The 25448-nt window shown below is 67.0% G+C and carries 18 protein-coding genes; 11 read left to right on the top strand and 7 right to left on the bottom strand.

From position 1 onward, the window contains the following. The first annotated feature begins 65 nt into the window (after window positions 1–65). From ACZ5MC_RS20245 to ACZ5MC_RS20235, 3 genes are all read left to right on the top strand, one after another. On the top strand, window positions 66–1052 hold the full coding sequence (locus tag ACZ5MC_RS20245; RefSeq protein WP_306597710.1) for an SPFH domain-containing protein: 987 nt from the start codon (window positions 66–68) through the stop codon (window positions 1050–1052). Continuing rightward, window positions 1052–1954, top strand: a complete 903-nt coding sequence (locus tag ACZ5MC_RS20240) for an SPFH domain-containing protein (RefSeq protein WP_306597709.1) — start codon at window positions 1052–1054, stop codon at window positions 1952–1954. The genes ACZ5MC_RS20245 and ACZ5MC_RS20240 overlap by 1 nt, the downstream gene beginning before the upstream one ends. A gap of 138 nt (window positions 1955–2092) precedes the next feature. Next, the gene (locus ACZ5MC_RS20235; RefSeq protein WP_464516638.1) at window positions 2093–3199 is read left to right on the top strand and encodes a PilZ domain-containing protein; all 1107 of its coding nucleotides are present in this window, start codon (window positions 2093–2095) and stop codon (window positions 3197–3199) included. Here the strand turns inward: ACZ5MC_RS20235 and ACZ5MC_RS20230 are convergent. The 3 genes from ACZ5MC_RS20230 to ACZ5MC_RS20220 are packed head-to-tail and all read right to left on the bottom strand — an operon-like array spanning window position 3196 to window position 6325. Then, a complete protein-coding gene (locus ACZ5MC_RS20230; protein WP_306597707.1) occupies window positions 3196–4797 on the bottom strand; it encodes an O-linked N-acetylglucosamine transferase, SPINDLY family protein in 1602 nt (533 codons plus the stop codon). The two genes, ACZ5MC_RS20235 and ACZ5MC_RS20230, sit on opposite strands and share 4 nt — an antisense overlap. A gap of 6 nt (window positions 4798–4803) precedes the next feature. Further along, entirely contained in the window at window positions 4804–5922 is a 1119-nt protein-coding gene (locus ACZ5MC_RS20225; protein ID WP_306597706.1) for a hypothetical protein, read from the bottom strand. Between the two features lie 19 nt (window positions 5923–5941). Beyond that, window positions 5942–6325: a hypothetical protein gene (locus tag ACZ5MC_RS20220; RefSeq protein ID WP_306597705.1), complete on the bottom strand. Its 384-nt coding sequence runs from the start codon at window positions 6323–6325 to the stop codon at window positions 5942–5944. Between the two features lie 91 nt (window positions 6326–6416). Between ACZ5MC_RS20220 and meaB the strand changes: the two genes are divergently transcribed. Both meaB and ACZ5MC_RS20210 read left to right on the top strand, forming a co-directional pair. Then, window positions 6417–7352 carry a methylmalonyl Co-A mutase-associated GTPase MeaB gene (gene meaB / locus ACZ5MC_RS20215; protein WP_306597704.1) on the top strand — a complete coding sequence of 312 codons (936 nt, stop codon included), beginning with the start codon at window positions 6417–6419 and terminating at the stop codon, window positions 7350–7352. A gap of 30 nt (window positions 7353–7382) precedes the next feature. Further along, window positions 7383–8552, top strand: a complete 1170-nt coding sequence (locus ACZ5MC_RS20210) for a hypothetical protein (RefSeq protein ID WP_464516637.1) — start codon at window positions 7383–7385, stop codon at window positions 8550–8552. Here ACZ5MC_RS20210 and ACZ5MC_RS20205 read toward each other — a convergent pair. Both ACZ5MC_RS20205 and ACZ5MC_RS20200 read right to left on the bottom strand, forming a co-directional pair. Continuing rightward, window positions 8540–9859, bottom strand: a complete 1320-nt coding sequence (locus tag ACZ5MC_RS20205) for a dicarboxylate/amino acid:cation symporter (RefSeq protein ID WP_373432574.1) — start codon at window positions 9857–9859, stop codon at window positions 8540–8542. The two genes, ACZ5MC_RS20210 and ACZ5MC_RS20205, sit on opposite strands and share 13 nt — an antisense overlap. 79 nt (window positions 9860–9938) lie before the next feature. Then, window positions 9939–10829, bottom strand: a complete 891-nt coding sequence (locus tag ACZ5MC_RS20200) for a DMT family transporter (RefSeq protein ID WP_306597701.1) — start codon at window positions 10827–10829, stop codon at window positions 9939–9941. A gap of 123 nt (window positions 10830–10952) precedes the next feature. On the opposite strand from ACZ5MC_RS20200, the gene ACZ5MC_RS20195 reads away from it, so the two are divergent. Further along, a complete protein-coding gene (locus tag ACZ5MC_RS20195) occupies window positions 10953–12275 on the top strand; it encodes a cytochrome ubiquinol oxidase subunit I (RefSeq protein WP_306597700.1) in 1323 nt (440 codons plus the stop codon). A gap of 10 nt (window positions 12276–12285) precedes the next feature. Continuing rightward, window positions 12286–13332, top strand: a complete 1047-nt coding sequence (cydB, locus tag ACZ5MC_RS20190) for a cytochrome d ubiquinol oxidase subunit II (RefSeq protein WP_306597699.1) — start codon at window positions 12286–12288, stop codon at window positions 13330–13332. Window positions 13333–13498: 166 nt separating this feature from the next. Here cydB and ACZ5MC_RS20185 read toward each other — a convergent pair whose 3' ends face one another. Beyond that, complete coding sequence (locus ACZ5MC_RS20185; RefSeq protein WP_464516636.1) at window positions 13499–14659, bottom strand: winged helix-turn-helix domain-containing protein; 1161 nt, start codon at window positions 14657–14659, stop codon at window positions 13499–13501. A 58-nt stretch (window positions 14660–14717) separates the two neighbouring features. Here ACZ5MC_RS20185 and rsmI point away from each other — a divergent pair, with 58 nt between their 5' ends. The 4 genes from rsmI to ACZ5MC_RS20165 all read left to right on the top strand — a co-directional run bounded on the left by rsmI (window position 14718) and on the right by ACZ5MC_RS20165 (window position 23277). Then, complete coding sequence (rsmI, locus tag ACZ5MC_RS20180) at window positions 14718–15572, top strand: 16S rRNA (cytidine(1402)-2'-O)-methyltransferase (protein WP_464516635.1); 855 nt, start codon at window positions 14718–14720, stop codon at window positions 15570–15572. A 212-nt stretch (window positions 15573–15784) separates the two neighbouring features. Next, window positions 15785–17065, top strand: coding sequence for a porin family protein (locus ACZ5MC_RS20175; protein WP_464516634.1), 1281 nt, complete (start codon window positions 15785–15787; stop codon window positions 17063–17065). A 267-nt stretch (window positions 17066–17332) separates the two neighbouring features. Further along, window positions 17333–18190, top strand: coding sequence for an AraC family transcriptional regulator (locus tag ACZ5MC_RS20170; RefSeq protein WP_306597695.1), 858 nt, complete (start codon window positions 17333–17335; stop codon window positions 18188–18190). A 272-nt stretch (window positions 18191–18462) separates the two neighbouring features. Next, window positions 18463–23277: an RHS repeat domain-containing protein gene (locus tag ACZ5MC_RS20165; protein WP_464516633.1), complete on the top strand. Its 4815-nt coding sequence runs from the start codon at window positions 18463–18465 to the stop codon at window positions 23275–23277. 565 nt (window positions 23278–23842) lie between these two features. Here the strand turns inward: ACZ5MC_RS20165 and ACZ5MC_RS20160 are convergent. Next, the gene (locus tag ACZ5MC_RS20160; RefSeq protein WP_464516632.1) at window positions 23843–25420 is read right to left on the bottom strand and encodes an amidase; all 1578 of its coding nucleotides are present in this window, start codon (window positions 25418–25420) and stop codon (window positions 23843–23845) included. Window positions 25421–25448 lie beyond the last annotated feature (28 nt).

Genomic DNA, 25448 nt, shown 5'->3' with positions numbered 1-25448 from the left:
CTTGAATTTCACACTCCTTCGCATGGGACCCGTCATACTTGCGCATACCTCCGAGGAGCGCAGTCATGATCGATCTTTCCGCCGGCATCCCCCTGGGCTGCGCCCTGGGGTTCATCGCGTGGTTCCTGGTGCGGTATCTGGCGGCGGGGATCTACACGGTGGACCAGAACCAGCGGGCGGTGAAGACCTCCTTCGGGCGGGCGGAGCGGGTGGGGACGGCCACGACGGCGGAGGATCCCATCTCGGCGATGCTCACGCCGGAGGAGCGGGAGCGCTATGCGGTGCCGCAGGTGCGGGTCATTCCGCCGGGGGGGCCGTACTTCAAGTGGCCCTGGGAGCGGGTGTACAAGGTGTCGGTGGCCACGGAGACGGTCAGCATGGCGTGGGATCCGGCGATGCCCTCGGCCAACAGCGGGGGGACGGTGCTGGAGGCGGTGACCAAGGACCAGCTCAACACGGGGCTCACGGGGCAGATCCGGTTCCGCATCAGCGACCGCAACCTCTATGCCTTCCTCTTCGGCGTCAAGAATCCCATCGCGCACGTCATGGGCTACTTCGTGTCGGTGCTCCGGGAGCGCATCGCCAATTTCGAGGCGCCGGCCGACGCGGACGGCGTCCCGGCGGTGCAGACGGGGATCTCCATCAACGACCTGCGCAAGAACCTGCGGGACCTCAACGAGCACATGGACAAGGAGTGCGCGTCGGCCCAGGCGCGCTACGGGATGCTCCTGGAGGCCTCGCTCATCACGGCCATCGATCCGCCGCCCGACGTGGAATCGGCCCTGGCGGCCATCAACACGGCCCACAACCAGGTTTCCTCGGACATCAGCCTGGCCCAGGCGTCGGCGGACCAGAAGATCGTCCAGTCCCGGCGCGCGGTGGAGATCGAGACGCTCAAGGCCCAGGCGGAAGTCGAGCCCCTGCGGCTCCTGGCCTCGCAGATCGGCCTGCTCAAGGACAAGGGCGGCGAGGGGGCGCTGGACGCCTATGTGCGCAACGTGCGCCTGGGGCTCTATTCGGAAGCCGGCCGCATCGTGCTGGAGGTGAAGTGATGGAAACCCTCATCGTCGCCGCCATCACCTTCATCGCCTGCTTCCTCGTCGTGCCCCTCCTGCTGGGGCTGCTGCGGGCCGTCGGCTTCTACGCCATCGTGCAGGAGCGCCGGTGCCTGGTGTACGTGCTCTTCGGCAAGGTCGTGGGCGTATTGGACGAGCCCGGCCTCCACTTCCTCTGGCTGCGCCTGGGCTGGCGCGCTCCCTTCGTGAAGTTCCTGGGGCGCTGCTACGAGATCGACTACCGGCTGGACCAGGAATACCTGCGCAGCGCCCCCGTGAACTCGGAGGAAGGCGCGCCCATGGGCATCGGCATATGGTACGAGATGTTCATCAGCGACCCCGTGGCCTACCTCTTCAAGAACACCGACCCCCGCGGTTCCCTGGCCGCCAACGTCAGCAATTCCACCGTGCGGTGCCTGAGCAACATGCCCCTGGCGGACATGATGGCCAACCGCCACGCCATGAGCCAGACCGTGCGCAACGAGGTCTCGCCGCTCTCCCACGACTGGGGCTACAAGCTGGGCTCCATCTACATCCGCAAGGTCCACTTCCGGGACGCGGACATGATCCGGCAGATCGAGAGCAAGGTCGTGAACCGTCTGCGGCAGGTGACCTCCAGCATCAAGCAGGACGGCACCAACCAGGTGAACATCATCACCAGCACCGCCGAGCGCCAGGCGGCGGTGGAGTTCGCCAAGGCCGGGGCCGTGCGGCCCGAGATCGTGGGGTCGGCGCTGGACGAGATCTCGCGGGATCCCGCCGTGGCCCGGGCCATGTTCGACGTGCTGGAGACCCAGAAGATGCTTGCGGGGAAGGGGGCCATCACCCTGATCCCGGCCCGGCCCGCCCTGCTTGCGGATCTCCTGGCAGCCGCCCCGGAGGCCCCGCGGCCGCGGTAGGGGTCCAACCCCCGGAATTCGCCGCTGGCGCGCGGGCGCGCGGGGAATATAATGAGAATATCATCACGATCCGCTAGGGTTGAATCCGGATTAAATTCAACTCCCCCAGAATCTGTTTAAAAATAGACGGAAACAAGCGTGAGCGATGAAAGCGCCATCATTCGCAACTTCGACACGATCCAGGAGATCCTGCGGAACGTGTGCGACCGCAACGAACTGGCCTTCCTCTCGACGCCGTACGCCAAGTTCGAGCTGAACTTCCTCCTGCTGGACCAGGAGGTCATCCACGTCACCGCGACCATGAGCCGGGAGGACGCCCTCTACGGCCTGAAATCGCCCAGCCTCACCCTCCGCTTCCCCCACGGGCCCCGGATCTTCCGCGCGTCCACCTCGCTCCTGGGCATCGGGATGGCCCGGGGGCGCAAGTCCCTACGGCTGTCGCGGCCCGCCGTCCTCGAGAGCGACGAGTTCAGGCGGGCCTTCCGGGTGGAGAAGGTGGGGCGGATCCAGGTGACCTTCAGCTCCCGGAAGTACGACCTCCTCACCGGCAGCCTCGTCAACATCAGCACGGGCGGGGCACGGATCTTCTCCAGCAGGGAGTTCGAGGACGGGGAGATCCTCCTGGACGACGTCATCCATGTGAGCATCCCCCTGACCCCCGGGATCCTGATCAACGGCCAGGCCAAGGTCCGCCACGTGGGCGACCGGAGCGTGGGCCTGGAGTTCCGGCCGACCCTCTCGGGCAACCTCCTCGACGACCTCTCCCGGTGGACCTTCCAGAAGAAGGAGGAGGCCTACCACCAGTTCGCCAGCCGCGAACAGGAGAAGGCCGGGGACCACGCCGCGAAACCCGCCTTCCTGGCGGAAGGCCCCTGCATCGCCCTGGTGGGCGGGCCCCCCGATCTGGAGGAGCGCCTTCGAACCCTCCTGGCCGGGCTGCCCCCCCTCCACCGCTACCCCGCCACCGTCCAGACCATGCGGGCCCTGACGGAAGCCAAGGGCGTCATGGCCCTCGTCTACCTGGACGGGGCCGACCACGAGCACCGGGCCCGGGCCGGGACGCTGCTGGAACCCATCCGCGGCAAGGTGCCGTTCTTCCTCCTGGGAGGGGCGGGGCTGGGGGCTTCGGTCCTCCTCCAGCTGGCCAACGACTGGGAGGCGCTCATGGGCTTCTCCATCGAGGGCCAAGGGCTTGCCCAGCTGGCGAAACAGGTGGGCGGCGTGTTCTCCTACCTCGTGCGCTAGGTCGCCATCCTGCGGTAGGCCGCCTCGATGTCCCGGGCGAAGCGCCCGGCGTCCATGAGCGGGGAGGCTTCCATGCGCGGCCTCAGGCCGGCCCGCAGCTCCGCCAGGCGCGGCAGGTCCCCGGCGAGTTCCGCGGCGATCCCCACGAAGCTGTCGTCGTCCCAGGCGGCCAGCTCCGGGAGACCCAGGTTCCGGAGCTGGCTCCAGCCCGCGCGGCCCACCACGGTGGCGCCCACCCGGGTCACCACGGGCACGCCCATCCAGAAGGCGTCGAGGCTGGTGGTGTGGCCGTTGTAGGGGAAGGTGTCCAGGCAGATGTCGATGGTCCGGTACAGCTCCAGGTAGTCCCGGCGGGGCAGGAAGGGGGTGAAGTCGATGCGGGCGGGGTCCGTGAAGGCGTCCAGGATCAGCTGGCGGTGGCGGCCGGCGTGGGCCAGGAGGCGCAGGCGTGAGCCGGGTACGGCCTGCAGGACGCGGTCCCACAGGGCCAGGACGGCCCGGTTCACCTTGCAGGGATTGTTCAGGCACCCGAAGGTGACGTGGCCCGCGGCCAGGGCCGGGAGGGGGCCGGGGCCGGGTCCCTCGGCCAGGGGGTGGTAGCACCAGAAGGTGTGGGGCAGCCGGATGGAGCGCTCGGCATACCCGGCGTCCGTGATGCCGGGGGGGTCCAGGTAGGGGTCCGTGAGGCGGTAGTCCATGGCCGACAGGCCCGTGGTGCCGGGATACGCGAGCCAGGCCACCTGGGCGGGGGCGGGTCCGCGGGCGAAGAGCAGGGGGCGGCCGCCGGCCATGTGCATGGTGAGATCCACCAGGATGTCGATGCCGTCGGCGCGCACGAGGGCAGCCAGCGCCTCGTCGGTCAGGCCCGCGCAGTCCCGCCAGACGTCGCAGCAGGCCCGGAGCTGCTCCGTGACGGCGTCCGGATGCCGCACGCTGGAGTAGGCGTGGATCTCGAAGGCCCGGCGGTCGTGGTGGGTGAAGAGGGGTACGGTGAAGAAGGCCTGGCAGTGGTAGCGGAAATCCGGAGAGACGTACCCGATCCGCAGCCTGGGGCCGGGCCCGCCCCTCGGCGCCGCGCCGCGCAGGCCCTGGGCGTGGATTCGGTCGAACGCCCGTGCCTCCTGGAGGACGTCGTCGGCCGAGGCCTCCGGATCGAAGGCGCGCAGGTAGGCCAGGTTGCCCATGGCGACGGGGTCGCCCGGGTCCAGGGCCAGGGCCTCGCGGTGGCAGGCCAGCGCCACGTCCATGCGGCCCAGGTCCTTGAACAGGTTGCCCAGGCTCCCCAAGGCCAGGGCGTTGCCGGGCTGCGCCTGGAGGGCCCGCTGGAGGAGCCCGGAAGCCTGGTCCAGGTCCCCCAGGGCCCGCGCGGCGACGCTGGCGTTGATCCAGGCGTCGGGGCAGTCCGCCTCCAGGTAGGCCGCCAGCGCCCCGGGGAGGTCGCCCAGGAGCATCAGGGCGTTGCCCAGGTTGTTGGAGGCCTCCGGAACGGGGGAAGCGGCCAGGGCCCTCCGGTAGGCCCTGACCGCTTCCGGGTAGTCACCCCTGGCGAACGCCTCGTCCCCGAGGGAGCAGCTGGCCAGCGCCTCGGGGTCGGGCATGGTCCCTCACTTGCTGGTGAGCGTCACGCTCCGCATGTTGAAGCCGCCGCGCTGGAGGTCCAGCACCTTCCCGGCGAGGTTCACCAGGAGCATGGTCTCGAGTTCGTCGCCGCCCTTCTTGGTGGCGCCGACGGGGGGGATGGTGCCGGGGAGCTTGCGGTCCCGGGTCCAGGTCATGTGCACGTCGAACTTCATGGTGCCCACGGGGAAGCCCATCTGTCCGGCGAGGTGGTCGATGCGGCCCTCGCCGTTGTAGGAGATCGTGAGGGACGCCGGGCCTTCCATGCCCCGGCTCTGGTTCTCGATGGTCACGCTGGTGGGCCGGGTGCCGGTGTAGTGGAAGGTCATGCGGGTGGTGATGCCCTGGGCGTCGTTGCTGTAGTTCATCTTCGTGGGCAGCTTCGTGGACTTGTCGAAGACCACGTCGAGCTTGCCGCGCTTCCAGAAGCCCAGGCTCTCGGCCATGCTCTGCTCGCGCTTCTTGGGGTCGTAGGCGGAGGTCGGCGACTGGAAGGACAGGATCTGGCCGCCGGCGCTGTCCTCGCGGCCCATGGCGGCCTTGAAGAGGGAGCCCTTCACGTACACGTCCCGCACCTCGTTGACGCACTGGCTGAACCACCCCAGGAAGGACACGGGGGCGTCGGACGGGGGCGGATCCACCTTGGTGGTGTAGGCGTTCATCTCCTTGCTGTAGAGGAACCCCTTCAGGCCCGAGCGGTAGTAGAGCAGGGTCCCGAAGTCGCCCTTGAGCTCTGTGCGGAAGTCGGCGTTGGCGAAGTAGGTGCCCTTGAGGTTCAGGTTGACGGTGCCGCCCTTGGTGAGGCCGCCCTTGACGGCGCCCTGGCCGAGCTGGTCGACCTTGGCGTTGGCCGCGGCCGCGGTGAAGTTGATGGAGAGGGTTCCTTCCAGGTCCACGGCGCGGACGTCCTGGTAGGGCTTTCCGAACCAGCCGGAATTGACGGCGTCCAGGACCTGGTCCAGGTTCTGGCGCGCGAAGGTGGCCTCGATGCTTTCCTTGGCGGGGCCCTTGGCGGCGGGGGCCTTGGCCTTGGCCTGGCCGTGGGCCGAGGCGGCGCCGCCGAGCACGAGGAGGGTGGCCGTCAGGGCAGGAATACCGAGTTTCATGCAGATCTCCGGATAAGGGCTATCGCCGTTCTTTGTGAGGCTTCTGGGCCTGAAGTTCCCGCTTCCGCCGGGAAAAGCAGGATGCGCAGAAGGCCGCGGCGGGATCGGTGGGGACGAAGTCCACGTATTCCTTGGTTCCGCATTCCACGCAGATGATCTGGGTGAGGATCTGGGCTTCGTTCTTGCGTACCGCCTTGCGCACGGGCTGGGTCTTCTTGTAGCAGTGCGGGCAGTTGAAAAACTTCTCCTCCGGGGACAGCCGGAAGGTGCGCCCGCAGGTGGCGCAGACCTTCTCCCGGGTGGTCACGGTGGGCTTGGCCTCGCGCTTCTGGATCTTCACCACGCCGGGGGAGGCGGGCTCGGCGGGGGGCGGCTTGGGTTGGGCTGGGAGTCGTGGGGTCATTTGCGCTCTTCGGGTGGCTGTCTACCGCTGAAATCATAGCATCTCTGCGGGGGCCTCCCCGGGGCGGGCCCGGGAATGGCATCCTGGAGGCATGGAAAACGCTTCCCGGCTCCTGCGACCCCTCCTGGACGGCAGCCCCAGGGCCCTGGCCCGGGCCATCACGTGGATGGAGAACGGCCACCCCGAGGCGAGGGCCCTCATGGCCAGCGTCTGGCCCCACCTGGGCCGCGCCGTGGTCATCGGCCTCACGGGGTCCCCGGGCAGCGGGAAATCGACCCTCACGGACCAGCTGGCCCGCGCCCTCCGGGCCGAGGGCAGGCGCGTGGGGATCCTCGCGGTGGACCCCACCTCCCCCTTCAGCGGGGGCGCCATCCTGGGCGACCGCATCCGCATGGGGCGCATCGCGGCCGACCCCGGCATCTTCATCCGCTCCATGGCCACCCGGGGGGCCCTGGGGGGCCTGGCCAGGGCCACGCAGGACGCCATCGACCTCCTGGACGCCGCGGGGTGGGACGTGGTGATCGTGGAGACGGTGGGCGTGGGCCAGGACGAGGTGGATGTCGTGAGCTGCGTGCAGACCTGCTGCGTGGTCCTGGTGCCGGGCATGGGCGACGAGATCCAGGCCATCAAGGCCGGCATCATGGAGGTGGCGGACATCTTCATCGTCAACAAGGCCGACAGGGACGGGGTGGAGAAGGTGGAGATGGAGATCCAGGCCATGAAGTCCCTCGGCTCCGCCCAGGCCTGGGATCCCCCCGCGGTTCGCACCGTTGCCGCCCAGGGGGAGGGGATCCCGGAGCTGCTGGAAAAGATCCGGGAACACGGGACCTGGTTGAAGGCCCACGGCGGTTTTCAGGTCAAGGCCCGGGAGCGGGCCCGGCTCCGCTTCGGCAGCCTCCTGGCGGAGGAGGCGGCCCGCCGGGCCCGCGCCCGAGCCGGCTCCGAAAAGGTTGAACTTCTCATTAAGGCCGTCGCCGACCGGGTCCTGGACCCCTATGCGGCGGTAGATCAGGTACTTGGTTGTTGAGTTTTCCCTGACGCTGAACATAATCTCGACATGCCAGCGGAATTCTTCCAGCTCGACGACACGGCCTCCATCCGGATGGTCTTCCAGCGGCTCTGCCGCTCCGGCGGCGACATCACCATGAAGGTGGAGGGCCGGGACTGGACCTTCCCCATTTTCGAGGAGGTGGAGGGCCGGATCCTGGTGGGCATCACCGGGGCCGAGCGGACCAAGTGGAACATGAACGTCGGCGACCACTACCGCATGACGGTGTTCGACCGGGGCCGGAAGTTCCAGGGCACGGTGGAGGTGGCCGACTTCGGCCAGCTCGAGGGATCGGACTGCGTCCACCTGGAGCAGCCCCGCATGCTCAAGGGCCGGGACTACCGCGGGCTCTCGGACTTCCTGCCCGAGAAGCCCCTGGGAGCGGTGTTCACGAGCCCCAGCATGGACTTCTGCGACGCCCGCATCCGGGCCCTGGGCCAGGACGGCCTCCTGCTGCCCCTCTACGGCAGCGGCGCGGTCAAGGACGGACAGCTCAAGCTGGACACCCCCACGACCATGGAACTGAACATGGACCTGGACAACAAGTTCGTCCTCAAGGCCGTGTGCGACACCATGGAGGAGGGCGTCGTGGGCATCCGGTTCACGGAAAAGCACGACGCGCCCGTCCTGAAGGCCTACCGGATCTGGCTCAACGACGCGATGATCGCCCAGGACCGCAAGGACCGGGAGCTCTTCCAGACCCGGGGGGTCCGCGCGGACCGCAGCAAGGGCGAGGTCGTCAAGGCCGGGCCCACCCTCCAGGTGCTGTCCGATCGGGACCCGCTGGTGCTGGTCATCAGCGAACCCCCCTTCTCGATCCGCATGGCCGAGGCCGTGGGCCGGAGGTTCGGGGTGGCCGGGCTGGACTTCGCCCGGGGCGAGGTGCGGCCCCTGGTCAAGTCCCTCGGGGTGGAGGGCTCCGACTGGGGCCGCGTCAAGCTCGTGGTGGTGCACCAGCGCCTGCGTTCCATGAGCGGCATGGAACTGGCCGGCAAGCTCGTCAAGGACGAGCGATGCCCCGTGCCGGTCCTGGTGGCCGGGCCCGAGGAGGATGCCGTCCTCAAGCGGAACCGGGCCCTGGGCCTGGGGGCCGTGGACTTCCTGCCGGTGGATCCCTTCCGGATCCTCGCGGTCATCCAGGCCCTGGACCAGACGATCAAGATGTTCTACCCCTCGTAGGCCACGCCGGGATTGGCGGGGATCCGGGACAGCTGGTACTCCTCCTCCTCGACGACCTTGGGGTTGTCCAGGAAGTAGGTGGCCCGCTCCAGATCCAGTTCGCCCTCCCACTTGGAAACGGCCACCGAGGCCACGCCGTTGCCGATGAGGTTGGTGATGGCCCGGGCCTCGCTCATGAAGCGGTCGATGCCCAGCAGCAGGGCCAGCCCGGCGACGGGGATGTTGCCCACCACCGAAAGGGTCGCCGCCAGGGTGATGAAGCCGCCGCCGGTGACGGCCGCGGCGCCCTTGGACGTCAGGAGGAGGATGCCCAGGATGTAGAGCTGCTGGGTCAGGGTGACGTGGGTGTTGGTGGCCTGGGCGATGAAGAGGCAGGCCAGGGTGAGGTAGATGGAGGTGCCGTCCAGGTTGAAGGAGTAGCCCATGGGGATGACCATGCCCACCACGGACTTGGAGCAGCCCAGGCGCTCCATCTTCTCCATCATGAGGGGCAGGGCGGATTCCGAGGAGGAGGTGCCCAGCACGATCAGGATCTCCTCCCGGATGTACCGCAGGAACTTGAAGATGTTCAGGCCCGCGTACTTCATCACCGCGCCCAGGATGAGGATGACGAACAGCAGGCTGGTGGCGTAGAAGCAGGCGATGAGCTTGCCCAGGCTCACCAGGGAGTGGAGCCCGTACTTGCCCACGGTGAAGGCCATGGCGCCGAAGGCGCCGATGGGGGCCAGGCGCATGACCATGGCCACCAGGCGGAAGAAGACCTTGTTCAGGCCGTCCAGGAACTTCATGACCGGGATGCCGTCATCCTTGATGAAGGCCAGGGCGCTGCCGAAGAGCATGGCGAAGAGGAGGATCTGGAGGATGTCCCCCTTGGCGAAGGCGTCGGCCACGTCCTTGGGGATGATGTTCATGATGAAGTCGATGGTGCTGAGGTGGGCCCCGGGGTGGGTGTAGGCGGCGATGGACTTGGTGTCCAGGGAGGCGGGGTTGATGTTCATGCCCGCCCCGGGCCTGAACACGTTCGCGATGACCAGGCCGATGGCCAGGGCGATGGTGGTGAGGACCTCGAAGTAGAGGATGCCCTTTCCGCCCACGCGGCCCACCTTCTTCATGTCGCCCATCTTGGCGATGCCCATGACGACCGTGAGGAAGATGATGGGGGCGATGAGCATCTTCACGAGCTTGATGAAGCCCTCGCCCAGGGGGCGCATGCTGGCCGCGAACTGGGGACGGAAATATCCCAGTGCCGCTCCGATGAGCACTGCGAGGATGACCTGGAGGTAGAGGCTATGCCTTAGCTTTTGCAGTAACTTCAACTTATTCTCCTGAGAAAGGGATTCCAGATAAAGGTATCGGAAATTCTCAGGAAAACAGGAGTAAAAAATCCTAAATCCAGAACAGGGCGGCCGCTCCCACGATCGACAGGATGGTGCCAGCCCACGCCCTGCTTGAGACGCGCTCCTTGAATACCGCCATGGAGATGGGCAGCAGCAGCACCGGCGAAAGCGACATGAGGGTCGCCGCCACGCCCATTGATGTGTGGGTTATCGCGAACAGGGACAACACGACCCCGATGACCGGCCCCGTGATGGCTCCCGCGAAGATGTAGATCGAGGCCTTCATGTCCTTCATGCGCCGGGTGCAGTCCAGGAACTGCCCGCGGAGGAGGAACCAGACGCTTATAGCCAAGGTGCCCGCCACCACCCGCACCAGGTTGGCCGAGACCGGATGGAAGCCGCCCCGCATGCCCACGTCGGACAGGATGAGGCCCACGGACTGGCCCAGGGCGCCGCCGATGCCCAGGAGGACGCCCAGGGTGGCGTGCTTCGGCCGCTGGCTTTCGCCATGGCCTTCGGCCACCACCCACGCGATCCCGGCGAGGGTGGCGAGGATGGCCACGACCTTCGGGAGCCCCAGGGACTGGCCCAGGAAGACGCGGGCCAGGATCACGCTGAAGACGGGCGAGAGCGTCATGAGGAGCATGGCCACCCGGGCCCCCAGGAGCAGGAAGGCCTCGAAGAGCAGGGCGTCCCCCAGGGCGAAGCCGATGAGGCCCGACACCGCCAGGGGCACCAGCCGCTGGGCCCCCGCGTGGAAGGGGAAGGCGGTGCCAAAGGCCGCCAGGTGCACCCCAACGAGCATGGCCAGGGCCATGTAGAGCCGCGCCGCGTTCACCGTCTGGGAACCCACCCGGCGGCCCGCCACGGTGAAGCACACCGAATTGAAGGCCCAGCAGAGGGACGTTGCGAGGGCTGCCAATTCGCCAGCGTAGGCCATGCGGACTCCGGAACCGGCGCTCCGGCGCCTGGCATCATGTTACGAGGTCTCCCCCCGCCTTGTCTAAACCAACAATTCCGGTCTACTATTTCCAGGTCGCAGCGAATGAATCGGAGTGTCGGCATGGATGGTCTTCTTTTCTGGCACCGGTTCCAGTTCGGGTTCACGGCGACGTTCCACTACCTGTTCCCCCAGCTGACCATGGGCCTCGCGCTCCTGATCGTGGTCTTCAAGGGGCTGGCCCTGGCCCGGGGGGAGGAGCGGTTCGACGCCGCGGCCCGGTTCTGGATCCGCATCTTCGGCCTCACCTTCGGGGTGGGGGTGGTGACGGGCATCCCGCTGGAGTTCCAGTTCGGCACCAACTGGGCGCGCTTCTCCCGGGACGCCGGCGGGGTCATCGGCCAGACCCTGGCCATGGAGGGCATGTTCGCCTTCTTCCTGGAGAGCACCTTCCTGGGCCTGCTGGTTTGGGGGGAGAAGCGGCTGGGCCCGAAGCTCCACGCGGCCGCGGCCCTGGCCCTGTTCCTGGGCAGCTGGCTCTCGGGCTTTTTCATCGTGGCCACCAACGCCTTCATGCAGCATCCGGTGGGCCACCGGGTGCTGGCGGACGGGAGCCTGCAGCTGGTGGACTTCTGGGCCTTCCTGACGAACCCCTGGGGGCTGGTGCAGTACGCGCACACCATGACCGGGGCGGTGGTGACCGGGGCCTTCGTGGTGGCGGCGGTGGGCGCCTTCTGGACCCTGCAGGGCATCCACGCGGCCCAGGCCCGGCTCTACCTGAAGGCGGGGGTCCTGGCGGGCTTCATCGGGGCCTGCGCGGCGGCCTTCCCCACGGGGGACCTCAACGGCAAGCAGGTGGCGCGCCACCAGCCCGTGGCCCTGGCGGCCATGGAGGGGCGGTGGAAGAGCGGGCGCTACGCCGAGGTGAACCTCATCGGCCAGCCGGACGTGGCCCGGCAGCGCCTGGACAACCCGGTGCGCCTCCCGGGGGTCCTCAGCTTCATCGCCTACGGCTCCTTCTCCAGCGACGTGAAGGGCCTGGATGATTTCCCCCGGGACGCCTGGCCCACGGAGCTGGAGCTGCTCTACTACGGCTTCCATATCATGGTGGGCCTGGGCACGCTCTTCATCGGGCTCATGGGGCTGGCCGCGCTCCTGCTGTACCGGGGGAGGCTGGAACGCGCGCGGCCCCTCCTGTGGTGCATCATGCTGGCCTTCCCCTTCCCCTTCATCGCCAATTCCGCGGGATGGATGGTGGCCGAACTGGGGCGCCAGCCCTGGACGGTGTTCGGGCTCCTGAGGACGGCGGCGGGCACCTCGGCCCTGGTGCACCCGGGCCAGACGGTGTTCACGACCCTGGGCTTCGCCGGGCTCTACCTGGTGCTGGGCCTGCTCTACCTCTTCCTGGTGGCCCGGGAAGTGGCCCACGGCCCCGAAGGCCATTGAGGAGACGGCCATGGAGATGCTCTGGTTCTGGATGGTGTCGGTGGTGGTGGCGCTATACGCCGTGATGGACGGCTTCGACTTCGGGGCGGGGGCGCTGCACCTGTTCGTGGCGCGCAGCGACAAGGAGCGCCGGGAGGTGCTGGCGGCCATCGGCCCCCTGTGGGACGGCAACGAGGTGTGGCTCCTGGCCGGCGGGGGCCTGCTCTTCCTGGGGTTCCCCAAGGTCCTGGCGGCGGGCTTCTCGGGGTTCTACCTGGCCATGTTCATGGTGATCTGGACGCTGATCCTCCGGGGCATCTCCATCGAGTTCCGGTCCCACGTGGCGGACCGCCTCTGGCGCGCCTTCTGGGACGGGGCCTTCGCCGTGTCCAGCACCCTCATGCCCGTGCTCCTGGGCGCGGCCCTGGGCAACGTGGTGCGGGGCGTGCCCCTGGACGGCTCGGGCTTCTTCAACATCCCGCTCTTCACCCACTGGGGCGTGGGGAACCCCGTGGGGATCCTGGACTGGTACACCCTGCTCATGGGCCTCCTGGTGCTGGCCACGCTCACGGCCCACGGCGCCCTCTTCCTGGCCTGGAAGACCTCCGGCCCGGTCCATCGGCGGTGCCTCGCCGCGGCCCGCCCCCTGTGGGCGTCCGTGGCCGCCCTGGCCCTCGGCGCCACCTTCGCCACCGCCTGGGTGAATCCGGAGGTCTACGCGAGGCTTCCCCATGCCCCGCTGGCCTGGGCCGGCATGGCGCTCTTCCTGGCGGGCCTGGGGACGGTGGCCGCGGGCCTGTGGAAGGAACGCCCCCTCCTGGCTTTCCTGGGTTCCGGCGCCTTCATCGTGGGCCTCCTGGCCGCGACCGCGGGCTGCGTGTGGCCGGTGATGCTCCGGTCGACGCTCGATCCCGCCTTCAGCCTGGACGCCCACAACGCCAACGTCGGGGCCTACGGGATGCGGTCGGGGCTGATCTGGTGGCTGCTGGCGTTCCCCATCGTCATCGCCTACTTCGCCATGCTGTTCCGCATCCACCGCGGCAAGGTCCAGGCCGCCGCGGACGGGGAAGGCTACTAGCCCTTATCCTTGCTCGGCGAACCTCGGCTCCTCGGCCACCTCGGCGATGCCCTTCTTTTCTTGAACCCTTCGGCGCATCGATTCAACGCGCCGCAGGGTCGTGAAACAGAATTGCATCGCCGAGGTGGCCGAGGGGCCGAGGTTCGTCGAGGAAGAAAGGACCCGATCAGGTCCAGTCCACGTCCTTCGCTCCGATGCGCGCGGCCAGGGCCTCGGCGGCGCGGGCCACGGCGGCCTTGCGCGCCCTGGTGGCGCGGACGCCCTTCTCGAACCAGAGCCCCTTGATCTCCAGGACGCCCCGCTCCCGGTGGAACTTGGGGTCGAGCCGGCCCACCAGCGACTCGCCTTCCAGGATCGGCAGCACGTAGTACCCGTACTGCCTCTTCTCCTCCGGCACGAACGCCTCGAACCGGAAGTCGAAATCGAAAAGGCGCAGCGCGCGGGCCCGGTCCCGGAGGATGGGGTCGAAGGGGCAGAGCAGGACCGTGCGCTCCGGCGGGTCCGCGACGCGCGCCTTCCAGTCCTCGACCGCGAAGGCCTTGCGGCCGTCCTCGGTCTCCACGGGGCGGGCGCGGCCGGCCTTGACGGCGGCGGCGCACCACTGCGCGGCCTCGGTCGGGTCCAGGGCGTTGAAGTAGGCGGCGAGCTCCCGGGGCGTGGCCACGCCCAGGCGGTCCAGGGCGGTGGCGCAGGCCCACTCCCGGTGCTCTCCGGGGGATGAGGCCGGGAGGGCGTGGGCCTGCGGGAAGACCCGCTGGGGAAGGTCGTACACCTTGTGGAAGTTCACGCGCTTCGCCACGGCCAGCTCTCCGGCGTGCCAGAGGAACTCCAGGGCGGCCTTCTGCGGCTTCCAGCCCCACCACGCGTTGGCTCGACTGTCCCGCTTGTGCTCGAAGTCGGCGCTGCGCAGGGGGCCCTCGACGCGGATCCGCTCCAGGACCAGGTTCAGGAGTTCCTCCACCTTGTCCCCGACGCGCTCCCGCCACCAGGCGTTCTGGAGGATCCGGGCGCGGCTGCGGGGGAACCGCACCTTCCAGTGGGGGTAGAAGGCCATGGGGATGGCCGAGGCGTCGTGGGTCCAGTGCTCGAAGAGCCTGCGGTCGCCCTGGAAAAGGGCGTCGAAATCGGCGGGAGCGTAGCCTTCCAGGCGGCTGCCGAGGATGAGGTGGTGGGCGCGCTCCACCACGTTGATGGAATCCATCTGCACGTAGCCCAGCTGCCGGATCAGGGCGTCCAGGCCCGCAGGGGGCGGGCCCATCAGGGCCTGGGCCGCCAGGAGCAGGCGCCGGGCCTGGGCTTGGGTGACGGGTTCGGGTTTCCGGGGCATGGGCTCGTCCAGGCGGTTGGGGAACTTGAAGTCTGCCAGAATAACCGTGGAGGCCCCCTTGGCTGGACATCTCATCCTCGTGCCCACCCCCCTCGGCAACCTGGGGGACATGACGGAAAGGGGGCGCGACGCCCTCGCCGGATGCGACCTGGTGGCCTGCGAGGACACGCGGCGCACCGGGGGCCTCCTGGCCCACCTGGGCCTCGAGAAGCCCCTGGCGCGCTTCGACGACCACGCCCCGCTGGAGGCCCGGGAGCGCGTGGCGCTGGCCCTGGCCGGGGGGCGCACCGTGGCCTACTGCTCCGACGCGGGCATGCCGGGCGTCAACGATCCGGGTTTCGAGCTGGCGCGGCTGGCCCGGGAAGCCGGGGCCAGGGTCACGGTGCTGCCGGGGCCTTCGGCGGTGACCCTGGCGGTGGTGGCTTCGGGCCTGCCCAGCCACACCTTCAGCTTCTGGGGCTACCTGCCCTCCCGCAGCGAGCCCCGGAAGGCCGCTCTCCGCCGGCTGGCCGCCAAGGAGGAGACGGTGGTGGTCTTCGAGACGCCCCATCGGATTCATGAAACTTTATTGGAGTTGGAGGAGATCGTGCCGGAACGGGAGATCGCCCTGGGCCGGGAACTGACCAAGCTCCACGAGACCTGGTACCGGGGGACACCGGCCCAGGTGCAGGCGGCCCTGGGCTCGGAAGGCCGGGGGGAAATGGTCCTCGTGATGGCAGGTGCCGACGCGAAACGCACGGTTTCAGAGGACTTGGAAATCGAGGAGGACCAGGCGGCCCTGCCGGAATGGGCCGTCCGGTTCGTGGATGCCGCCCGGGAAGGGGGCATGACGCTGAGGGAGGCGGTCAAGCCCCTCGCTCGGCATCTCGGCCGCCCAGCGAGCGATGTATATCGCATGGCAATTGAACGATAAACACGACTTAAGCGGTCAACCATTCCGTAAAATTCATGTGAAAATTCTGGATTATTGATCTTTTGGTCAAGATTTGTGGTTCCATTTCTTCCTAGATGCTCAACCCCTCCTTCCGCAAGTCCGGTTCTCGCCCCAGGCCCTGAGCCTTGGGTCCGGATCCGTCCGCACGTTTCAGGTTCCACCCACCCCAACCCCCTCACAGGAGCCAAGCCATGAGGATTTCCCGCATCTTCGGCGTCGCCGCCGTTCTCACCGCCGCCGGGTTCGCCGCCCAGGCCCAGGACGTCAAGGTCAACATCCTGACCGAATTCTGGTACACCCAGATGATGGACACCAACCTGCGCAACAACGGCGCGCAGAACGTGGTGGCCAACTACTACGGCCTCGACTCCCGCTTCACCGAGAACACCTTCAACATCAAGCGCGCCGAAATCTACTGCAACTACAAGATCAACGACGAGTGGGCCGGCTACATCATGTTCGACCCCAGCCTGACCAACACCTCCTCCGCCGCCAACGCCGCCACCACCAACTCCGGCGTGGCCCTGCAGGACTGGGTCATCACCTGGACCCCCAAGGGCACGGGCGTCACCGTAAAGGCCGGCCAGATGAAGATGCCGACCACCTACGAGTCCACCCTGATGTCCGCCCGCGACATCTACTTCTTCGACCGCGCCCAGATCAGCCGCATCCTCGGCGAGCGCCGCGACCGCGGCGTCATCGCCACCTACAGCTACGGCAAGGCCGACGCCTTCAAGGGCAACGTGACCGCCGCCATCTCCAACGGCACCACCGACGACGGCACCGCGGGCAAGACCGCCGTGGACCAGAACGCGCAGAAGGACTACACCTTCCGCTTCGACGGCAGCTTCACCCCCGCCCACAAGTTCGGCCTGTGGTACCGCACCGGCGAGACCAACCTGAAGACCTCCACCACCGTGGCCGCCACCCTGCCCGCCAACTGGACCGCTGCCGGCGTCACCCAGGCCGCCCTGCTGGACAACCGCGACAAAACCACCGCGACCGGCCTGTTCTACTCCTTCAACACCGAGAAGATCCACATCCTGGGTGAGTTCGCGACCGGCGACCTCGGCCGCCGCTTCCCCACCCTCTTCGCCGCCGCCGCCGCCCCGAGCCGCGAGCACCTGGACCAGAAGTTCCAGGCCTACGCGATCACCGGCGTCTACAAGATGGGCGCCCACCAGATCGGCGCGCGCTACGACATGTTCAACTACAACTCCGGCGACGACTTCTACGGCACGGTCAATCCCTACAAGCCCACCACCGGCCTCAACGCCGGCGGCGACTTCTCGCCCAAGTACACCGAGACCACCATCGGCTACAACTACGTGTTCGTTCCCACCAAGAACACCTACGGCAAGCTGAAGCTCGACTACATCATGCGCAGCAAGAACTTCCTCCGCTCCATCGCCGGCCAGTCCGGCGCCCAGGGCGGCGACAGCCTCGTCCTGTCCGTCCAGGTCGGCTACTAGTCCCCACCGAACGGCTGAAGGGCTCGGGCACCCCCCAACCGGGGGGTGCCCGGGCCTTTTCGGGTCCCCGGACGTCCGCTTCCGGGAAAAACCCGATTTTTTTGCAATTGGACAAAAGCATGTTGTGGTTGTTAAAAAGCATCGCGGATATGCTTTCAAAAGATTGAAATCCGAAGCCTACAACCCGGGGGTTGGCCCGAAGGGGCGCAGCGCTCCCAACGGGTCCGTCCATCCACCCTTCCTCTTCATGTGTTGAAGAAAAAGCCCATGACCGGTCCTGACACCAAGAACGTCCAAACCCACACCAGCGGCCCGTTGCGTCTGGTGATCCTCAAGCGGGATCCCATTCCGGCCAAAGCCATGCCCTCCAACGAATCCTGGACCCTCATGCTGCCCACCAGCCCCATCCGGGTCTGCACGGGCGAGGACATCGAGGAGGGGGTCATCCCCCGGGGCAGCCTCGCGCTCCTGATGCCGGGCTTCGGGCACACCTTCAAGCGCCATCACCCGGACTCGCCGTTCGGCTTCACGGCCCTCCAGATGGACGGCCCCTTCCCGGAGCCCCTGGTCTCCATCCTCCAGCACCCGCCCCGCAAGTGGCAGGAGCAGAGCTTCGCGGTGCTCCGCAGCCAGAGCCTCAAGCAGCTCTTCGGGATCTTCAGCCAGGAGATCTCCAATCCCGACGGCCTCCAGCTCATGACCCGGGAGCTCTTCCTCATCCTGCTGGGCGCCGAGCTGAACCGCCTGTGCGAGAAGGAGGACCGCGCGCGGTTCCCCTACCGCCTGAGCCGTTCCACCCTGCAGCTGGTCCTGGACCACATGGAAGCCCACCTGGGCGCTCCCAACAGCGTCCCCGAGATGGCCAAGCTGGCCCGCTGCACGCCGGACCACTTCATCCGCCTGTTCCGGGAAGCCACCAGCACCACACCCCACCAGTACCTCATCGAACGCCGGCTCCAGCGCGCCGTGCAGCTCCTGTCCGACGGCGAACGCCCGCTGGACGTGGCCGAGTCCCTGGGCTTCTACGACGCCTCCGCCTTCACCCGCGCCTTCAAGCGCCGGTTCGGCGTGCCGCCCAGCAAATACGCGCAGGAAGCCTACGACCGGCAGTTCAAGAAGACCTAGAGGGTCGCGGTTTCACCCTGTTTTTTTCAGGCTCCAACGTGAATGGAGGCAGGGGCAAGCCCTGACTGGGCTTCGCCGCAGGCTTGCGCGGGGGAGCCCGTGATCTAGATTTCCATTCCCATGCGGTGCGTGGTCCGGCCCAAGGCCGTGGCGCGGGCGCGTGGGGGTCCCATCAGGCTGCTCGGCGAGCATTTCGGGCGGCGGGGGAACCCTGCCCGGCAGGGCCCCACGGGATCGTGAAGTTCACCCGTTTGCCAGATGGAGTGGAAACCGTGAGAAACCACCGTGTGGGCGGAGCCCTGTCTGCTTTCGTCATGTTCCTGTCCCCTGCCGCTCTGTGGCCCTGGTCGCCCTCCACCGGCGCGAAATATCGGGTGGAGGCCTCGACAGGTGCCCTTTCCTGGGTCCTGACGGCCGGCAGGGTCCCCGGAGACCTGCCTCTGGAGGTTGTCTACCGCCACCAGGGAAACCAGGGCACCCTGCATTTCGGATTCATCGCCCCTGCGCTGGGCGGGAGACCCGGACGCCAGGTGCTCGAGGATGGAAGGTCCTTTGTGGATACGGACTGGCAGCCATCTCCGCCCGCCGGAAGCGCGCTGGCCCAGGCATACGGATTCACGATTCCTCCGGGCTCGCTCGCCATGGACCCGGCCCGGACCCTGGGGTCCTGTGATGCGGACCCGCGGGACTTGGGCCATTGGGGCGCAGAGGTAGGCACACTCACGCCTGCCTCCGTCCTGAAGGTGATCCTTGATCACCAGCGGGCCCGGATCTACGCCTACCAGGATGCGCTGAAGGTATTTGTTCCGGTACTGTGGATCGACCGGTTCGGGCATGCCATCCGTTTCCGCTGGCTGGAGGAGCGGCGCGGGCCGGAATCGTTCCTCATCCTGCTGGCAACCAACCCCCAGAGCAGGGGTATCCAGGCCGTCTGGGCCATGGGGGGGCCTCCGGATTCCGAGGTGGACCTGCTCCGGGCGGAATTCATCGGCATGCAGGGACCACCGCTCCTGGTTCGGGGCCATCCGGCGACTCCATCCACCGATCCCTTCGCCTCGGGGCGCCCTGTCCGGGTCTCGCTGGGGGAGGCCGCAGCCCTCAGGGAATGGACGTTCGGCTATGAGGACAATGGCGTTCCTGTCCTACGCACCCTCCGGAGCCCGCAGGGACTGGCCACGACGTTCACGTGGGGGGAAGGCAGGTATCCGGATGGAACCAGCCTCCTGGGCGTCACGAGGTCCGTTGACCTGGACGTCGGTACGGGGACCGTATTCGAGCAGACCTGGCGCCGCGACCCTCCGGGGGGCGAGACATGGACTGTCAGCCACACGGCTGCCTATTCCGATGGGGAGGCCACGGAGGACCGCAGGACGGAGTACACCTTCTCCGCGACCGTGGCCAACCCTTTCCTGCGTTCCGAGCGGATTGCGGGATCGTCGGGAACGGAAAGGATGACCATTCTAGATCCGCTGCTTCCGGGCGATGATGGCCGCTGTCTTCCGGCCGGGATCCATGTGACGGCCAGTGGGAGGCCAACAATGGACGTGCTCCGTGCCATCGACCCGTCCACCCGGCGGCTGCTGACAGAGACCCTGGTGGTCGGTGGCGAGCAGGTGCAGATCCGGACGATGGAACCTGCCAGCGCCCTCCCGGGTGAACCCCCCTGCTCGGTTGTCACGGCCAGGGCCGGGCTTCCGCCGGTCGTGGAACGGTGGATCCGGTCGCCCCAGGGCGCCTTGACCCGGCATTCCCTCCTCGCCGGAGGCCAGGAGCGGGGCGGATCGTTCACCACCGATCCAGAGGGGCGGCGGACCCGTTCACAGATGGTGGCGTCCTGGACCCCGGATCCAGGAATGATCCGAACGTGGGAGCAGGGCCCGCTCGGGCCGATCGGGCTGATCACTTCTGGGGAACGCCTCGCCGAGCCTCTCCGGGAAGCATGGTCCTACACGGATCGGGGGCAGGTTGCCGAATACACGGATGCGCGAGGAAATGCCACGTCCTATACGTACGACATGTGGGGCCGCCTCCTCAACGTGAAGGCGCCAGGAATGCCGGAGCTCACGTACGCCTATCCGGACGAGCAGACCCGCACCTGGACCCAGGGGCGCCTCAACGGCCTGGAGGCCGTGGACGGATTCGGGCGCCTCCAGTCCAGACTTCGCGGCGACGGCGTAAAGGAGACGTTTTCCTTCGACACGATGGGCCGAGTCGTGTCGGTGCAGGAAAGCGTCGGGAAGACCACCCGGCTGGTCCGGAGTGTCGCCTACGACGCGCTCGACCGGATCCGCCTGGACCGATCCCCGCATGGCACGGACCCGATCCTGAATTACCGGGCGGAAGGCACGTCGCAGGTGGTGGAGATCGGCTCAGGTTTGACCCTGGCCTTCGATCCCTGGGGCCGGATCGTTTCCCGGACCGATGTGGAAGGCACGACCCGGGCCACCTACAACGAGTTCGGTCAGACGACCCGGTTGATCCGGCAGGAACCTGGAGGCCTGATCCAGACCCGTCAATTCACCTTCGACGGCATCGGCAACCTCACCGCCATTGCGGAGCCCGAGACGGGCACTACGGTCTTCGCGGACTTCAATGCGAGGGGGCAATCCGGCCTGGAGACGAATGCCGCGGGCCGCAGCATCCGGAGGGTGTTCGACGCCCTGGGCCGGGTCGCCGAAGCCCAGTCGGGCGGCCAGAGGCTTGCGGCCACCTACCGCGGCCCGTTCCTGATGGGGCGGGAAAGTCCGGATGGCGTGAGCCAGAGGTTCACCTATTCGGCACCGGGGGCTCGCATGGATTCGGAAACCATTGTCCTGGGCGGCGTCGAGCGGACCACGCGCTTCGCCTACGATTCCAATGGGGGAATTGGCCGGATGACCTATCCCGGAGGCCGTGTCGTCGAATACGGCTACGACGGCCTGGATCGGGTCGAGAAGGTGATCCACGATGGCGCTCTGCTGGCCTCGGTCGCCTACGATGGATGGGGGAATCGCACCCGCCTCGGCTTTGCCAGCGGCGCGGCCAGTTCCTGGAAATGGGAAGGGGAGGGCCGCCGCTGGCTGGGCTGGGAGGTGTCCCACCTGGGTGGAGTGGAGTCCCGGAGTTACGCGTGGGACGGCATGGAACTGGCTTCCGCGGGCGAATGGATGCTGCGCAACGATTCGGCGGGCCGGCTCCAGGAAGCCGTGGGCTTGGGTTTGCACACCTTCCATGAGAGCGATGGTTTCGGCAATGCCATCTCCCATCAGGTATCAGGAGTCCCGCCCGCCGCGTTTAATGGTTTCGCCTTTGCGCCGCTGCCCGCAAACCGGATGCCCGGGATTCAGCCCAATGGTGCCCTGACCGGATGGGTCGTCGAGCCCAGCGGAGAGCCTTCCCAGATGGGTACGGGCACGGGAAGCCGCAGATGCCTGAACCTTGCATGGGATGGATTCGGACGTCTGGCGGAAGTTGCTGGATCCCAATCCGGCGGCGTCCAGAGGTACCGTTATTCACCCCAAGGCCTGATGGCGGGATTCTCGGACTCGGCGGACCATGGGGCGGATCGGCAATTCGTTTATTTGAACGACGGCAGGCTCCTGTCCGAATACTTCGGAGACGGGCGCTGGGGTCGGGACATCCTCTACCTGGGTGAGGAGGCCCTCGCCGAGGTGGATCGTGGGGGCGTCCATGAACTGCATTCTGACCACCTTGGCACGCCAAGGATCGTCACCTCCGGTTCCACCGGGACAATCGAAGGCCGTCAGGACTTCGGCCCATGGGGTGAAACCCTGGAAGCCTCGCCCGGCTACACGCCGCTGACGGGATACACCGGGCACCTCCGCACGGAAGCCAGCGGCCTGATCTGCATGAGGGCGAGGTTCTACAGCCCCGCCTGGCACAGGTTCCTGACCCCCGATCGTGGCGTCGATCCCCGGTCCTGGAACTCGTTCGCATATGCCGCCGGGAGGCCCTTCCAAGTCACGGACCCCACCGGGATGGCCGGCGGCAAACCGCCATTCGCCGGGTCCGCCACGGTCACGGTGTGGGGCAACCTGGAACCCATCCCCTACCATGTCGGGCCGATTCCGTGCGACCGTCCGATCCCGTTCATGGGGATCCCCGGTCCCATGTTCGTTCCCAATGTTCCATCGGGTCCACCTTTTCCCACAGGAGAAGGACTGCCGGACGCGGGCCAGCCCGCCGCGGTGGGAGGTGGCGGGGGCCCCCGGCCCGACGGAATGACCTGCGCGGAATTCGAGCGGTGGAGTCATGATCCGAACAATATCTATTCGGCGGTTTACCAGAGAAAAGGGTCATTGCGATTGCCGCCGCCTCTTCCCGAGGCCGTGGCGTGGGAGAAGGCCAAGGCGGAGGAAGCGAAGAGGAAGGCAGACCAGAAGGCCTTTGAGGAAACGGTTTTCAAGTTGAGATTGCAACAGGCCCTCGAGACGCAGGGGAACCCCCAGTCCCTTGTCAAAGCCGCCGATCGGGAACTGCAGGAGGCCCTGAGAAAACAAGGTTCCGAGATCATGCGAACGATGCGGATAACACGGACACTGGCTCTTGCCGACGCCCAGAAGGGTATCCAGGGGACCCCGGAATCCAGGACCGAAGAAATCACCAGGCTCGTGAATGCCGAGCGAGCTGGAGAAGGGCTGCCATCGGGGCGGGTCAATGTCCAAATCCATCACATTACGGGTAATACGGCCTGGGGTCATCTTGTGATCAAGGTCGGCGAGGGGCAGGCGCTCGGCCTTATACCAGATTCGACCCTTGATTCGGCCGTTGCACTCGCGAAGGAAGGTCTTGGAGTAGCCCTAACGGGGCTGCCTTCCTCTTCGCTTGCCGGAGGTCGTGTCGTGCCTATGAATCCGAAGGAAAATTTGATATCTACAGCAACGATGCGCATCACCCACGAGGAGGCTTTGGTGATGGTAAAGTTCATGGAAAAAGCGGTTCTTGTTCCGCAAGTATACCATCCAATAGTCCGGAACTGTGTGGAATGGGTCAAGGAGGTGCTGAATATTGCTGGTATTCAAGCTCCGCTGGTCGTGACGCCGGAAGAAATGGTTAAACTGTTGAATCGGAAATACCCAGGGAAATGAGGTGGATAGGTATGAACATAAATCTTCCAAAAAAAATGGCATTTATCGGTATTTGTCTTGGTCTAATTTCTGTTGGTATGTTCTATTATATTCGGATGGCCAATCCTTTTAATCTGCCTTTATTATCGGATTCTACTCAATTTCAAAACTACACTGCTCCGCACATGTATTTTCTGTTAAATAAGTTTATTTTTATGATCTGTCCGGGACAATTTATTCAATTGTTTTTTGTTGGGAGCACGGGTGGTATTGCATGGTTCGTTTGGCTTGCTGGCGTCGTGGTTAATGGGATTATTTTTTATGGAATCGGATTTGTATTCACCTTTCTTGTGCAGATTCTGAAAAAATAAATATTCCTCACGGATTTCCCTGAGAGGTCCCACGTCCTTCCGTGGAATCCCTGCGACCTCCGCGTCCATTCTTTCTCTCCATTCACCAGGGGTGATGGCTTGGAGACGGCCCGGTACGCGTGGTCAGCCCTGGCCGCCCAAACTTCGGCAGAGCCTGTATGCGTCGCGCTGTTCCCTTGGGTCCGTAAAGACCCCGAAAGAAGGGGAGACCCCCCTCAGCCCAGGGTCGCCAGGTACTTCGGCGCCCTCCGCGCCTTCGTCGCCTGCTCGAACGCATACCCCAGCTTGAGCAGCACCGGCTCGCTCCAGGCCCTTCCGAAGAAGGACAGGCCGACCGGCAGCCCCATCACGAAGCCCGCGGGGACCGTGAGGTGGGGGTAGCCGGCCACGGCGGCGGGGGTGGCGCAGCTGGTGCCGTAGTTGTCGCCGTTGACCAGGTCGGTCACCCAGGCGGGGGTGCCGGTGGGGGCGATGATGGCGTCGAGGCGGTGCTTGTCCATGACGGCGTCGATGCCCTGGCGGGAGAGGGTGCGGCAGGTTTCCAGGGCCTTGAGGTAGGCGGGGTCGGTGAGGGGGCCCTTGGCCTGGGCGTCGTACAGGTACTCCTGGCCGAAGAGCGGCATCTCCTTGTCCTTCATTCGTTCGTTGAATTCGATGAGGGAGGCCATGTCATGGATGGGGGTGGTGACGCCGCGCCCGGCCAGGTAGGCGTTGAGGCCGGCCTTGAACTCGTAGAGCATGGCCTCCAGTTCGGCCTTCTCATAGTCGGCGGTGGGGACGTCCACGGGGTCCACCAGCACGGCGCCCTGGGCGGACAGGGCATTCAGGGTGGCCTCCATGAGCGCGATGACGCCCCGGTTCCCGGAGAAGAAGGCGCGGGCCACGCCCAGGCGCGCGCCCTTGAGGCCGTCCGGGTCCAGGAAGACGGTGTAGTCGGGGTGGGCCTTGCAGCCGGCGGTGGCGGGGTCCCGGGGGTCGGGGCCGGCCATGGCGCCCAGGAGGATGGCGGCGTCGCGCACCTTGCGGGTCATGGGGCCGGCGGTGTCCTGGGTGTGGGAGAGGGGGATGATGCCGGCGCGGCTCATGAGCCCCACCGTGGGCTTGAGGCCCACGATGCCGCAGGAGGTGGCGGGGCTGACGATGGAGCCGTCGGTCTCGGTGCCCACGGCCGCCGCGCAGAGGTTGGCCGCCACGGCGGCGCCGGAACCCGAGCTGGAGCCGGAGCAGTTGCGGTCCAGGACGTAGGGGTTGCGGGTGAGGCCGCCCCGGCCGCTCCAGCCGCTGATGGAGTGGGAGGAGCGCAGGTTGGCCCACTCGCTGAGGTTCGTCTTGCCCAGGATCACGGCCCCCGCGGCGCGCAGGCGCGCCACGATGGGGGCGTCCACGGGGGGCCTGGCGCCCACGAGCGCCAGGGAGCCCGCGGTGGTCTGCATGCGGTCGCCGGTGTCGATGTTGTCCTTGAGCAGCACGGGGACGCCGTGGAGCGGGCCGCGGGGGCCCTTCGCCCCGCGCTCCCGGTCCAGGGCGCGGGCGATGTCCAGGGCTTCGGGGTTGATCTCCAGGACGGCATGGAGGGAGGCGCGGTCCAGGGTGCGGATGCGGGCCAGGTAGTGCTTCGCGAGTCCCTCGGCGGTCCAGCGGCCGCTCCTCATGCCTTCGGCCATCTGGTCCAGGGTGGCTTCGTCGAGGGAGACGCCTCCGGCCCCGGGCGTTCTGGCGCGGGCGGCCAGGGCGGTGCCAGCGGCCAGGGCGAGGCCCAGGAAGCGACGGCGGTCGAGGGTGAATCGGGTCATGGGAGGCTCCGCTTTCGGAGCAGTCTAC

The organism is Mesoterricola sp. JemC181, from assembly GCF_055384585.1.
The sequence above is the reverse complement of the archived record's forward strand: the minus strand, read 5'-3'. Positions and strand labels throughout refer to the sequence as shown.